The 14,064-nt window shown below is 44.5% G+C and carries 12 protein-coding genes and 1 pseudogene; 1 reads left to right on the forward strand and 12 read right to left on the reverse strand.

The window, feature by feature from the left end; translation table 11 throughout:
- Window positions 1-4: 4 nt before the first annotated feature.
- The 11 genes and pseudogenes from ABHN01_RS13895 to ric form a co-directional block, all read right to left on the reverse strand.
- Window positions 5-886 carry an ABC transporter permease gene (locus ABHN01_RS13895; protein WP_429876042.1) on the reverse strand — a complete coding sequence of 294 codons (882 nt, stop codon included), beginning with the start codon at window positions 884-886 and terminating at the stop codon, window positions 5-7.
- 10 nt (window positions 887-896) lie between these two features.
- On the reverse strand, window positions 897-1,901 hold the full coding sequence (locus ABHN01_RS13900) for an ABC transporter permease (protein WP_429876043.1): 1,005 nt from the start codon (window positions 1,899-1,901) through the stop codon (window positions 897-899).
- A gap of 22 nt (window positions 1,902-1,923) precedes the next feature.
- Complete coding sequence (locus ABHN01_RS13905; RefSeq protein ID WP_429876044.1) at window positions 1,924-3,513, reverse strand: ABC transporter substrate-binding protein; 1,590 nt, start codon at window positions 3,511-3,513, stop codon at window positions 1,924-1,926.
- Between the two features lie 19 nt (window positions 3,514-3,532).
- Window positions 3,533-4,201 carry a M15 family metallopeptidase gene (locus ABHN01_RS13910; protein WP_429876045.1) on the reverse strand — a complete coding sequence of 223 codons (669 nt, stop codon included), beginning with the start codon at window positions 4,199-4,201 and terminating at the stop codon, window positions 3,533-3,535.
- Between the two features lie 377 nt (window positions 4,202-4,578).
- Window positions 4,579-4,884 (reverse strand): cytochrome o ubiquinol oxidase subunit IV, encoded by a 306-nt coding sequence (gene cyoD, locus ABHN01_RS13915; protein WP_429876046.1) that lies wholly within the window; start codon window positions 4,882-4,884, stop codon window positions 4,579-4,581.
- Window positions 4,885-5,484, reverse strand: coding sequence for a cytochrome o ubiquinol oxidase subunit III (gene cyoC / locus ABHN01_RS13920; protein WP_429876047.1), 600 nt, complete (start codon window positions 5,482-5,484; stop codon window positions 4,885-4,887).
- Entirely contained in the window at window positions 5,484-7,442 is a 1,959-nt protein-coding gene (locus tag ABHN01_RS13925; RefSeq protein ID WP_429876048.1) for a cbb3-type cytochrome c oxidase subunit I, read from the reverse strand. Before ABHN01_RS13925 ends, cyoC begins: the two co-directional genes overlap by 1 nt.
- A gap of 21 nt (window positions 7,443-7,463) precedes the next feature.
- On the reverse strand, window positions 7,464-8,381 hold the full coding sequence (locus tag ABHN01_RS13930; protein ID WP_429876049.1) for a cytochrome c oxidase subunit II: 918 nt from the start codon (window positions 8,379-8,381) through the stop codon (window positions 7,464-7,466).
- A 231-nt stretch (window positions 8,382-8,612) separates the two neighbouring features.
- Window positions 8,613-11,096 (reverse strand): annotated as a pseudogene (locus tag ABHN01_RS13935) (DEAD/DEAH box helicase family protein).
- Window positions 11,096-11,419, reverse strand: a complete 324-nt coding sequence (locus tag ABHN01_RS13940) for a nucleoside triphosphate pyrophosphohydrolase (protein WP_429876050.1) — start codon at window positions 11,417-11,419, stop codon at window positions 11,096-11,098. The pseudogene ABHN01_RS13935 and the gene ABHN01_RS13940 overlap by 1 nt, the downstream one beginning before the upstream one ends.
- Window positions 11,420-11,574: 155 nt before the next feature.
- Entirely contained in the window at window positions 11,575-12,294 is a 720-nt protein-coding gene (ric, locus tag ABHN01_RS13945) for an iron-sulfur cluster repair di-iron protein (protein WP_429876051.1), read from the reverse strand.
- Between the two features lie 201 nt (window positions 12,295-12,495).
- On the opposite strand from ric, the gene ABHN01_RS13950 reads away from it, so the two are divergent.
- A complete protein-coding gene (locus ABHN01_RS13950; RefSeq protein WP_429876052.1) occupies window positions 12,496-13,221 on the forward strand; it encodes a Crp/Fnr family transcriptional regulator in 726 nt (241 codons plus the stop codon).
- A gap of 191 nt (window positions 13,222-13,412) precedes the next feature.
- Here ABHN01_RS13950 and ABHN01_RS13955 read toward each other — a convergent pair whose 3' ends face one another.
- Window positions 13,413-13,715, reverse strand: a complete 303-nt coding sequence (locus ABHN01_RS13955) for a hypothetical protein (RefSeq protein WP_429876053.1) — start codon at window positions 13,713-13,715, stop codon at window positions 13,413-13,415.
- Window positions 13,716-14,064 lie beyond the last annotated feature (349 nt).

The raw sequence follows: 14,064 nt of genomic DNA on the forward strand, positions 1-14,064 counted from the left end.
CCTCCTAGCGCCCGGCTTTTGGATCCAGAATGTCGCGGATCCCGTCACCGATTAAATTTAAAGAACCTGCAGACAGGAAGAGAAATAGTCCTGGAAACGCCGGATACCACCAGTAATCCAGCAAGTACTTCCAGCCGATGCTGATCATGGCCCCCCATTCAGGTGCCGGCGGCTGTGCTCCCAATCCAAGGAAACCGAGCGTGGCAATCATGAGGATCGCGTCGCCCACATCAAGTGTGGCCTGAATGATGACCGGTGATACCGAGTTTGGAACGATGTGTTTGACAATGATCCGCCATGGATTGATTCCGAATGACTCTGCAGATTTGACGAAAAGCTTTTCCTTGATGACAAGAGACTCACCCCGCGCCAGCCGGACATAGACCGGTATCTTGACAATCGCAATGGCAAGCATCGCGTTTTGCAGACTCGGTCCTAAAGCGGCAGCAAGAGCCATTGCGAGAATGAGGGTCGGAAAGGCCATGACCATATCCATGATCCGCATGATGACCAAATCCATGATCCCGCCAAAATAACCGGAAACGGTCCCGATCAGAATTCCAATGATACTTGCAATAATGATGACGGTGATCCCTACGCCAAGTGAAATCCTTGCTCCGTACAAGATCCTTGTTAAAATATCTCTTCCTACTTCATCCGTACCAAACCAGTGATGCATGGATGGCGCCTGAAACTTTTGCGAGATATCAATCTGCGTAGGGTTGTAGGAGGTCAGGACAGGCGCGAACAAGGAACAGATTACGATAAACGCCAGGATGCCTAACCCCACCCACGTCATCCGATTTTGTTTCAGCTTGTACCAGAAAGGGTGAACAGCCTTAATCTGCTTGGGCTGGCTTGTTTCTCTGTGCAGAGGTGTTTCCATGTCCTCCCTCCTATCCTTTAATCTGTGGATCAAGCACGTAATACGTAAGATCCACGATAAGATTGATGATGACGTATCCGACGGCGATCAGCAGCGTAAAGCCCATCATGGCCGGAAAATCAAGATAAGCAATGGAGTCGACCACGTATTTTCCCATTCCCGGCCACCCGAAGATCGTCTCTGTTACTACTGCCCCTCCCAGCAAGGAGCCAAAGGAAATTCCAACGACCGTTATCGTGGGGATCAAGGCATTCCTTAGGGCATAACGGAAGAACAGGAATGGCCCATGAATACCGTTGGCGATCGCCGTACGGATGTACTCCTGCTCCATGATCTCGAGCATGCTGGCCCGCACCTGGCGGGTGATGACCGCTAATTGCGCATAGGACAGCACGATGGCCGGCAGAAGAATATGATGAAGGCTGCTTTTCAGTGCGACCATATCCCCGCTCAAGAGGCTGTCCAAAATATAAAAACCTGTAATGCGAGTCGGCGGATGGATGCTGATGTCCAAGCGCCCGTTCGCTGGAAACCATCCAAGATACCCGTAAAAAAACAAAATGACAACAAGACCGCTCCAAAACACCGGTGTCGAGACACCGCTGATAGAAAAGATCCGGCTCGCATGATCCCATATGCTGTTCTTTTTGACAGCCGCCAGCACACCAAGAGGAATGCCGATGCCTAAAGCAAAGATAAATGCAATCACTGCCAGTTCCATCGTGGCAGGGAAAAAGGCTTCCAGATCATCCAGGACCGGTTTTTGCGTACGGATCGACGTACCGAGGTCCCCGCTTAATATCCCTTTCATATAGGTTTCATATTGAACCCAAAGGGGCTGGTCCAAACCGAGCTGCTGGCGTACTTGCTGCAGTGTTTCCTCATTTGCCCGCTGCCCTACCATCATCCGGGCTGGATCGCCCGGAATGACGTGTGACAGCAAAAAGGAGACCAAAGTGACGCCAAACACTACGAAGAGAAGGAGGCCCATACGGTTTAAGATCATCTTCTTCATCGTTCAACACTCCGATTCTCTGTTATTTGGACATATCTCCAAGGTTGTACATGCTCTCGAGCATCGGATTGTACACAAATCCTTTGACATCTTTACTCATTGGCAGCAAGAAGTCTTTCTGATACAAGAGAATGTACGGCGCGTCATCAATGACCATACGCTGAGCCTCCTGGTAAAGTGCTACACGTTTTTTCTCATCGTTTAATGTCGCTGCTTTTCTCAGCTTCTGATCGACGGTGTTGTTTTTATAGAACGCACGGTTACCGGCAAGCCCGAAGTTCTTGGAATCGAACCAGTAGTTCATGAACGCATACGGATCCCCGAAGTCAGGGCTCCACATTCCAAGCGCCAAGTCAAAATCACCTTTATCAATCATTTCCCTTGAGGTGGCATAGGCTACTTTTTTCAGGTTGACCTTTATTCCAATGTCCTTCAGGTTCGACTGAATCGTCAATGCTTCCGTCTCCCACCAGGTTTTGTTGTCAGAATACAGAAGGTCTAGGCTCAAGTTCGACACTCCCGCTTCTTTTAACAGCGATTTCGCTTTTGCCTTGTCATACTTGTACTGCTGTGCTTGACCGTCATGGCCCCACAATCCTTTCGGGATCGGGCCGCGCATCTGTGTTCCGTATCCTTGCTGTACCGCGTCGATCAGCTTACTGTAGTCGATGGCGTAGTTTAAAGCCTGGCGGACCTTTTTGTTCTGAAGAGCTTTATTGCCTTTGGTCGAGTTCACGTATACATATTCCACGAGCAGACTTGGCTCCTGGAGCAGCGTGGCGTTTTTCATCTTTTTCACGCTGTTGATTTGATCGACCGGAATGCCTTCTGCGATGTCGATCTCGCCTTTTTCCAGTTGGAGGCGCTGTGCAGAAGGATCGGCTACAATTTTAAAATATACCTTTTTGAACGCGGGATTTTTGGCCGCATATTTATTCTGATCGAGTCTCACATACTCGCCTTTTTTCCATTTTGCGAGTTTATAAGGGCCGCTTCCCATGGTCGTGGTCGCCAGATAGTTTTGTCCTGCGTCACCATTCTGTTCATGATCCATGACTTTCGGGTTTACGATGCTGCCGTAGTTGGCAGCCAGTGTGGATAAAAAGGGCGGAAAATTTTCTTTGAGTTTAAACGTGATGGTTGTTGGATTCTCAGCCTTGATTTCGGAAACGAGGCTGTATACTTCCGAGGGGCCTTTGGCGACTTTCTTGAGGCGCTCAAAGCTTTTTTGGACCGCTTGTGCGTCCACTGGGGTTCCATCGGCAAATTTATGGCCTTCGTTCAGGGTGAACGTCCACGTCTTGCCGTCTTTGCTTACTTTCCATTCCTTTGCGAGACCAGGCTTTACTTTTGTGCTTCCTCCGTCATATTCCACAAGGCGCTCATAGGCCGGATATGTAAGTTTCCATGCGGAATTATCCATCGTCACCGCCGGGTCAAGCGTCCCCTGATCCGCAGTCGTGGCAATCGTCAGGACATCCTTTCCATTTGACGCATTTGAGCCCTTTGTACCTTCGCTACTGGATGGTGTAGCGTTTGAATTCTTCACACAGGCCGATAACAAAGCAAGAATCATCACTACAAAGAGCAGAAGGCTAAGTTTTCTTTTCATCATTCTCCTCCATCACTTTTTAATTTTTTTGAATACCGAAATAAATAATGCTGTTTCCTGTTGCGTTCGCCCACCTCCGATTTCCGTAGTCATAATGCCACCACTCCTCGGAGTTGGAGACAAATCCTGCTCCCTCCATCACCTTTCGCAACAGCCGGCGGTTGTCCCGAATGGCTTCTTCCTGGCGGGTCAGCTGGTGCTTTTTCTCGTACCACTCAAGCTCTGCCTTTTCGGTAAAATCATCAAAGTCTGTCCCCATGTCGAGCCATCCGTTCTCGTCCGCGATCGTCAAATCCACCGCTCCACCGGTAAGGTGCGGTGCAGGCTTATTCAGATCACGGGTCGGAATTGCCACATATTTAGAGATTTCTTCCTGCATTTTTTCCTTGGTGAGGTTTCGGGTTTCGAGGTGTGCTTTAATGGCTTCATAGATCGCGAGCTGAGTTTCATAGGACCTCCAGCCGTCGAAGATGACCAGCTTTAAATTTTGAGGTAAGTAATTGGCTGCTTTGATCAGTTTTTCTACCGTGCCCTTTCGCAAAAAACAATCGTTTTCTGCTCCGGGCAGGGTCATGTGGTAATAGTAAGGATAGACGTCGATTCTAGGTGAGAGGTTGGATAGGGAAAGTAAGGGGTCTTGCGAGTCCATTGCCGTTCCTTCAGGTTCAGAGTTCGCCGTTTCTGACAAATAGTTACACCTCTTTTCAATAAATTGAATTTTCTAACAATATATTAAACATAATGATATATTTAATGAAAAAGTATTACAATCACTTGATGGAATAAATTCCTAGGCCAAAAGGAGGGTTTTTCGAGACAGGGAGTATAGGTTTGTAAAATGTGTGTGATTGGACAGTATTCTGCCCTGCATCAAAAAAACCACACGGCCACAGCCGTATGGGTAGAAGGGTAACTCCTGTATCCTTGATGATTGATATCCATATCTTTTACATTTAATATTGCTATATCTTTTTCGATATCATAACAAACAATTTTTTGTTCAGCATCTCCTCTCCGCCCTAAACCTCCCAACCTCCGGATCCACCAAGGGGACGGTCTTTCACCTTAGTGAACTTGAGAGTTGAAGGTCATGATCCAGATGGAGCCGGCGACAATGGTGAACACCATGACCGCTCCGAGCACGAGTGCCATGACATGAAACCTTGGCTTCTCACCCTCCCTGATGTGCATGAAAAAGAAGAATTGGATGATCAATTGAAGCACGGCGATCAACAATATTGAAACGGTCAGCACCGTTTTGCTCATCACATGCTGGATCACGAGCCACAGCGGAATGGCCGTTAGAAGCAGCGAAAACAAGAATCCGAGAATATACGTTTTGGCTGAACCGTGGTTTTCATGACTGCCCATTTACATCACCCCCAGCAAATAGACGACGGTAAAGATGAAGATCCAGACCACATCGAGAAAGTGCCAGTACAGTCCAACGATGGTGACCTTTTCTTTTGTCAGCGAGTCAATGCCATGACGGCCAATCTGCACCATCACACCGATCATCCAGATCAATCCAAAGGATACATGAAGGCCGTGCGTACCGACCAGTGTGAAAAAGGAAGAGAGAAACCCGTTCGTTGAGATTTTTGCCCCTTCGGACGCCATCTTGGCAAACTCTGTGATCTCAAGTCCTACAAATGACAACCCGAGCAAAACGGTAACCGCAAGCCAGCCAAGGAGCTGCTTTTTGCTGCCTTTATGCATGGCGAGTGAGGCAAGACCGCTCGTAAAGCTGCTCGCGAGCAGAATAAAGGTCTCTGCGGTGAAGCCCTTCACCTCGAACAGCTCCCGCCCGGTTAAATCGCCGTCCGTATGTGTTCGCAACACGGCGTATACGGCGAACAAACAAGCGAAAATAATACAGTCGGTCACGAGAAAAATCCAAAATCCAAGCAGTTTAAATGTATCATGCTGATGCTCCTGATGGGCATTCATTGAGATAGCTGATTGTGACATCACACAACCCTCCCTAAAGAAGCCTCTGTCCGTTTGATTTCATCTACAGGAATGTAGTAATCCGTGTTTCGCTGAAAGGAACGAGCCAGCAAGCAAATCCCTACACCGGCAAGCCCGGCAATTCCCATCCAAATCCACTCGAACGTAAGCCCGAATCCGGCCACAAACCAGCACGCCGACATCAGAAACGGAATCCCTGAGTTTTTTGGCATATGAATCGGTGCATACTCTTTGATCTCGTCCTGAACCGCTGCTCCATACCTGTACTTTTTCATGTCCCACCAGGTATCGTCACTTTTCACTTCAGGAAGATGGGCAAAGTTATAATGCGGCGCAGGGGATGGGATCGACCATTCCAGTGTCCGGCCGTTCCATGGATCGCCTGTAAGATCCCTCTCACCATGCTTGATGCTGTAGAGAATCTGCCAGACCTGAAAGACGAATCCGATTCCCATCAAAAACGCACCAGCCGTTGAAACCAAGTTATACGGTGCCCAGCCCATATCCCAGCCGTACGTATACACGCGGCGGGACATGCCCATAAATCCGAGAGCATATTGAGGCATGAAACATACATAAAAGCCGATATTCCATGTCCAGAATGCCCATTTTCCAATGCGGTCGTTCAGTTTGAAACCGAACATTTTCGGCCACCAATAATAAAGTCCGGCCAAATATCCGAAAACGACACCGCCAATCAGTGTCTGGTGGAAGTGGGCGATCAGGAAGTAGCTGTTATGGTATTGGTAATCTGCAGGCGCTGCTGCGAGCATCACACCGGTTGCTCCGCCGACAAGAAAACACGGAATAAATGCGAGCGTCCAGAGCATGGGCTGTGTCATCGTGATTCGTCCCCGGAACATGGTGAACAGCCAGTTGAATATCTTAACCCCTGTTGGAATACCGATCGCCATTGTTGTGATCGCAAAGAACGTATTCACATCGGCTCCGGCCCCCATGGTGAAAAAGTGGTGGACCCAGGTGAAATAGCCGAGTACAGAGATGATCATCATGGAGAAGACCATTGATTTGTAGCCAAAGATTTTCTTTTTGGAGAACGTGCTCACGATCTCGGAATAAATGCCGAACGCCGGGAGGACAACGATATAAACTTCGGGGTGTCCCCACATCCAGATCAGGTTCACATACATCATCGGGTTTCCGCCGCCGGTTGCCGTAAAGATATGAGCACCGAAAAAGCGGTCAACAAACAACAAAGCGAGTGTTACTGTCAATACCGGGAACGCAAAGATGATAGTGATGCAGCTGGAAAGAACCGACCAGGTAAACAGTGGCATCTGCATCAGTTTCATTCCGGGTGCTCGCATTTTTAAAATCGTGACGAGAAAATTGATTCCGGTCGCCAGGCTGCCGATCCCGGAAATTTGAATTCCCCAGATATAAAAGTTCTGTCCCGGGCCGGGGCTGCCGGCCAATTCGGAAAGCGGTGGATAACTGAGCCAGCCTGCGTCCGGAGAGCCGCCAATAACAAAGGACAAATTAAAGAGCAAGGCGCCAAAAAAGAACAGCCAGAAGCTCATCGCATTCAGGAACGGATACGCCACGTCCCTGGCTCCGATTTGCAGCGGAATTACAATGTTAAAAAGTGCAAACATGAACGGCATCGCCATGAAAAGAATCATGATCGTTCCGTGTGTCGTGAAAATTTCATTGTAGTGCTGCGACTGCAGAAAATGAGTGTTCGGCATCGCAAGCTGCATTCTCATCAGGAGGGCGTCCACCCCTCCCCTGAACAGCATGAGCAAGGACGACACCAGGTACATGATTCCGATTTTTTTATGATCGACGGTTGTGAGCCATTCGCGCCACAGCCAGCCCCATTTTTTGAAATACGTCAGAAAAACAAGAATGCCAAGCAGCGTGATGATTATGGATACATCTGCGCCATAGATAAGCGGGTCACCCGTTACAAAAAATCCTTTCGCTTTTTCTCCCACTTGTTTTTCCCCCTTTCGTTTCTATTCGTTATCGTGGTCCATCATCGACATGTCGTGTCCGCCGTGTTTCATTTCAGGCTTCATGTATTTGCCTCCATTGCGGTCGATCGTATCAAGGAATAACCTCTCGGGATATGAAGAGTAGGTTTGCTTCTCTGCCAGGCCTTTTTGGGCAAGCTGCTGATATTTTGCCTCAGTCAGTGCAGGGGCGGTCATTTTCACCTGTTTGGCCCATTGATTAAATTCAGCCTGTGGCTTGGCTACGACCTTAAACTTCATGTGTGCAAAGCCTTTTCCGGTAAAGTTGGCACCAGAGCCGTAATAGGTTCCCGGTTGATCCGCCTGAAGCCACAGCCTCATCGCCATGCCCGGCATGGTGTATTCCTGGCCGCCAAGCTCAGGAACCCAGAATGAGTTCATCATCTGATCCGACGTTAGATGAAACTGGACCGGAACACCGGCTGGGATCTCGGCATAGTTGACGGTCGCAATTTTTTGGTCAGGGTATTGAAACAGCCATTTCCAATCAAGGGAAGTTACCTGAATGGTGATCGGCTTCACATCCTCCACCGGCGGCTTAACAAGGGAATAGGTGGTTTTTGCCGTGTATACACCCAAAATACCAATAATAATAATTGGGACTCCCCACCAGATAATTTCTAAAATTTTGCTGTCATTCCACTCCGGTGTAAAAGGAGCCTTATTGCCCGGTTTGTCACGGTACCGATAAACGATAAAGATAAGCAGCCCCAACACAGGAATGACCACAACAGCACACAGCACCGCGGATAAAATAATTAAATGAAGTTCCTTTTCCGCCACTGGGCCGGATGGATTAAAGATCAGATAACGCCGGTCACAACCGGACAAAAGCACCAGCAGACCTGCCGCCAGAACGGAAACCTTCCAAAGACGGCCAGACGACAATCGCTTGCTCACTTGAACCTCTCCTTTCGTGCATTTACGTTTTCTCTTATGTGAAATAAGTACTATCTCATGCTATAACGATAGGGCTTATCTCATATGTGATAAATGTCACTGTTCCAGGCTGTTTTTATTTGTTGTGTGCAGATTGTCACAAAGTGGACAAACAAAAATAAAAAAGCCTGTTCGTGATGCAGGCAGGCCAATCGATTCACGTTATATGGGCATTCACATAGCCTAATGTAATCATGTCATGAGGGAAAGAAGGAGTGGAATATGGCTCACGTAACCTGAAAAAAGGGAAGCCTTCCACTGGCTATGTGGGGGCTTCCCTTTGTCAAAGTGTTCATGCAACCGATACTCGCATATCTGCCTTGTCCACTCAAAAACTATTTCATTATGTTCTACTGGCAAGTCAATCTTAATGGAAAAAACACCCTTATTAAACCCGGTTAGACCTTTAGAACTCCCGCTCCATTTAGTCATTGGCATATTGGCAATAAGCTTGCTGACATTTTGTTCGTCATACTCCCAAAGCTGTTTTGACGCTTTGTCTGAGAAGTCAATACGTTTGCGATATTCCTTTTCTGTCAAATAGTGATGGAAATATGGAGCAATTTCCTCAGGAGTAACTGGTCTCAGCCAGTTATCAGATCCTCTGCTAAGCATATAGTTCAGAACAACCATTTTATAACTTTTCGCCATACCAGTACTCTCAACTTCAGCCATCCAGCTTTCATTCTCCAAAAAAACATTTTTTTCTTCTTCTGTTAATTCATCTGCCCAATACAGAAAACCAATATAAGATTTAAATTCCTGCTTATATTCCCTGCTTTTTGAGCTACCGTGCAGGTGAAGTTCCAAATAAGTCGGCCTTCTCCCGAGTTCTTTTTTTAGTTCAATGTAATCTCCAAGCAGCTTATCTTTTCTCGGCTGACGTTTCCGATTCAGTTCATCGAGCAAATTAACTGCGGCCAATTCAATATTTATAAACAGCCAGTAGGAACAGTAGGTATGGCAGCTTTCTTACCGCTCTTCATTTCACCAGGTTCCGTATTAAACAGTTGAAGCTTAATGTCCATATTTCGATAGTTTCCAATCAAATCAATAATGACACAAAGTTCTTTACCCCCAAACAACCTCAATCCCCGTCCAACTTGCTGGGTGAACACAGTAAGCGATTCAGTCGGCCGGACAAAAAGCAGTGTATCAACAGAAGGAATATCTACACCCTCATTAAATAGGTCTACTGTAAAGATGACATCGATGGTTCCCTCGTCCAAACTCTGAATGGCATCACCTCGTGTAATACCCACTGTCTTAGAGTTAAGACTAACTGTGCTATATCCCTTACCATTAAAATAATTCGATAGAAAATTGGCCTGCCGGATAGAAGAACAGAAAGCAATGGTTCTTGTTTGCTTATGTGCTTTCCATGCCCCTAGTACTTTATCTGCCATCTCATCACGTAATTGAACCAAGGCTAGCTCTTCATCATCATAGCGAGTACCGAGCCATGTAATATGAGAGTAGTCAGTATCATCATAGACTCCATAATAGTGAAAAGGAGCCAGCCATTGCTTTTGGATCGCTTCTATAAAATGAAGTTGACACGCGACATTTCCTTCACAAATGGCGTACACATCCTTCCCATCCATTCGGTCCGGTGTAGCAGTAATACCAAGCAAAAACCTTGGCTTGAAATAATTAATCACTTTTTGATAAGAGCCTGCTGCTGCGTGATGAAATTCATCCACAATAATTAAATCAAAATCATCACGGTTGAAACTGGCTAGATGCCGATTAATGCCTAAAGTATAAATAGAGGCAAAAACACAATCTGCCTCGCCCTCTTTTTCCTTTCCATAATATAATCCCATAGAGCGTTCAGGCATGATATTGCGAAAAGAATTCCTAGCTTGTCCTAGAATTGGCAATAAAAAGAATTCGTTTAAAATTTTGAGCAAAAAATCCTGCAAGATACGTTTTTCCCAATCAGGTTGCCATGACAACCATTGCTTTATTGTAGCCTTCTTCCAAAGTCGTGTTCAGCATTTCAAGAGCTTCCCGTTGGGCAGGTCTAGGCGTTACTTGTCCATAAACTATTGGTGGTTCATTTGTAATTTGTGGTTTCTCAGTAATGGTTGGCAGCGTTAAAATCTCTTCTTCCGCTTTCGACCATTGTCTTAGTAGGTTGGGATGTCTTTCATGGTACCTTTCATATTCATCCCTGTAATCTTTTAACGTTTCATAGTTAATTGTTATCGTTTGTTCATGATGAAATGTTTTAATAAACGTATCAAGAGCTTCCTGGTAAATTTCCTGATCCACTTCTTTGTTAATTATCAGGTTCCATTCCACACCACTCGTTAAAGCAGAAGTGGAAAGATTGGATGACCCCACAATAAACGCCCCATTGCCATCTTCATTTTGGAATAAATATGCTTTGGGATGAAAAGATCGTCCTTTACTTCGATAGAGTTGAATTTCAATTCTCGAATCAATTTCAAGCAGTCTTTCAAGTGCATCAGGCTGAGTAACAAATAAATAATCCCCTGTGCAAATCTTGACTTCTGCCCCGCTGTTTACCGCTTCTTTTAAAAGAGGAGCCAGCATGCTAACTCCTGATTTCATAATAAATGAGGTAAGAATATAAATTGAACTGGCATCATTCATCAAGCCTGTAAGTTCTTCTCTCAAGTTACCAGTTACTAGTTTAAGATTTTGCATTAATCCTCCACATCCATAAGGAAAATACGTTTTTCAAATCCTCCTCGCTTTTCTGCTTTTTCCTGGCGGACACGTTCAATTTCAGAAATATCAGATCCATGAACTTTAGCCAAAGAATGCATTAATTCAAGAAGATCAGAGAGTTCCTCAATCGCGTTTTCATCGTTAGGTGCAGAAGCATATTCATCGAGTTCTTCATAGCATTTTCTTTTTAATTCTTTTATGTAATCATCCGTTTCTAATATGGTTGTGTTGAAGGATTTTCCTGTGCTTGTTATAATTTCGGGAATTCTGTCACGAACAAGTTTATTGTAGGTTGGCATTTAATAACCTCATTTCTTTTTTTAGAATATAGTTGGATAATGTTCTCAATTTACAAGTTTATCTTAACATATAGCTTATTTTATAAAATACTTTCCTTATTCTAATTTTAAAAAGCCCCAAATTCCTAAAATATTTAGGATTTCGGGGCTTAGTACTACCTTATTTTCTCCATTTCCTTCATTAAACGAGGAAACAGAATGTTGTTTTCAAGGTGAAGATGCTGAAACATATCCGATTCCAGCTCGTCCAGCTTAACATAGGCCAGCCTATACGTATCACATGCATCATCAGGAACTTGGTAATCACTCGTTATATCCCGCAAGTCTTTTAAGATTTGAATGATGTGTTGATGCTCTCTTTCAAGATCTTCTATATATTCCGTAATATCAATTAAAGAATTGAGTGTTGGACGCTTTTCGTAGGAGATGATTTTAGGAAAGATGAGTTCTTCCTCCATGATAATATGCTGTTCGAGTTCAATCTTTAGTATGGAGTAAAGATAATGGACATTCGACAGTTCAGGATGTGATTGGTGGTGTTTATTAAAAATGCTTGTAATGATAGTTTGTAAATTTGGAAGCACCATATACAAATACGAATGATGGGCATCAATAATAAATTGAATGAAGTCTTTAAATTTCTGTCTCTCCCACCTTGTCATTCTAAGCTGCTCGTCATAATTCTTTTCATACAATGTGTTCAGTTCATGAAGGATTTGGGTGGGATTCAAGTTCCGTTCTTGTAAAGCCTCCCCGATTGGCCGGCTGCCGCCGCAGCAATAATCAATTCTATACCGTTTGAGCAATGTCCCCGCCCTAGGGCATTTCATGACAATTTCACGCGTTTTTACCGTAGGATCAAACACCCTTTCCATGATGACTCCTCCTCATGTATGTTTCTTATCTCAAATTTAACTCTCTATTCCGTTTTTCACCGTGACTCTTATCACACCTGCCTGGTTAATAATAAAATAGGGGATTTCCCCCCAACACAATCAGGAGGTTCCCTGATATTGAACTTCATGCCTTTTTCTTATACTAATAAAGAGATGTGTTAGGTGATGGAGGTTAAACATATGAAAACCCGTGATATCCCGAGTGACTATAATTCAGTTCAAAATACAGAGATATTTTCTGAGCAGACTCTTCGCTTGCTCGAAGAATTAATGCTGGAGTGTAAAATAAAAAAAGGAACCATGCTATTCATGGATAATGAGGCTGCTGGGAAACTTTATTTTGTTATGGAAGGAATTATTAAAGGGACGAAAATGACAGAGGATGGCAAAGAGCTTGTCATTTCCATGTTTCAGAATGGTGATTTAATTGGAGAGCTCAATGCTTTTGGCGATGAAAAGCATAACTTCAGTGCCGTAGCATCCACCGACAGTGTTGTCGGCGTTATCCAGCAGGCTGACCTGGAAGAAATGATGCGAAAACATGGCGAGGTTGCCATAGAGTTTGTGCGCTGGACGGGGTTGATGCATCAGATCACTCGCTCTAAGCTTCGGGACTTGATGTTATATGGAAAGAACGGTGCTCTGTGCTCCACTCTCATTCGTCTCTCCAACTCTTATGGAAAAATGGGGAAAGATGGCATTGTCCTCACTCTTCAACTTACCAATGCGGAATTGGCTGAATTAATTGGAACATCCCGCGAGACTGTCAATCGAATGCTAGGTGTCTTAAAGAAAGATAAAGTCATTGATCATGATGAAAATGGTAATCTTGTAATTACTGATTTGGACTATTTAAAGAATGTGTGCAATTGTGAAGAATGTCCGTTGCAGGTGTGCAGGATATAAAAACAGACCCACTAAATTTTAGTGGGTCTGTTTTTGATCTAAACTAAGAAATTCTTTTCAACAAAAAATCTAGCATTTGGCGGATAAATGGTTTTTACATCAAAAAAGACCCAATTTTGTTTTCCTGCAGGTTTCTAGATGAAGCCATGAAAGATCATACCGTAATAAACGGTATCCTCCTTCAAGATTTCTTATGGCAATGATATTTTGTAGACCCTGCCGTCTGACAGGTTGACGGTTTTTACGGATGAGGAGGTTATATCTTCTACGAAAAATAGACCACTGATGGCACTTTTGCTGGTAAAGTCCATTTCAGGGATTCTTCCTATATTTTCTGGAGGAAGATGATATCTAATATAACTGAATAGATGAATGCAATCCATAGGGTATAGAATTTCCGTTTTAAGAACTGCGCACGCCCCCCTTTTTTCTTTTCTTGTAGTAAAGATTTTTGCATTTTTTGCATCGATCAGCTTGCTATACACGTGTGACATGTTCGATTTATCCCTTGACGAAGTCTGGGGATAAATCAGGACATGTCATGATAAATCAGATAAGTCTTTATCTTGATTTATCATCCGTTTTTATTTTTAATATACCAATACAAAAAGCAACACAATAACACAATACACCACTGTGTTATTGTGTTACTAAAGGTGATCTTTTCTTAGATAAGCTGTTTACCTATTCATCAATGAGCATGCACGAAGAAAAGTTGTAAGAATTGAGATATTAAGTATAATTAGGACGTAAGGATAGTAATTCCTTATTCAGAACACTTCCACAATGGGTAGACCAAACGCCCGAAGAACAGGATCCTTTCTGAAGTGACCCCTAAAAGTT

Source organism: Fictibacillus sp. NRS-1165, assembly GCF_050468105.1.
Lineage (GTDB): Bacteria > Bacillota > Bacilli > Bacillales > Fictibacillaceae > Fictibacillus_C > Fictibacillus_C terrinigri.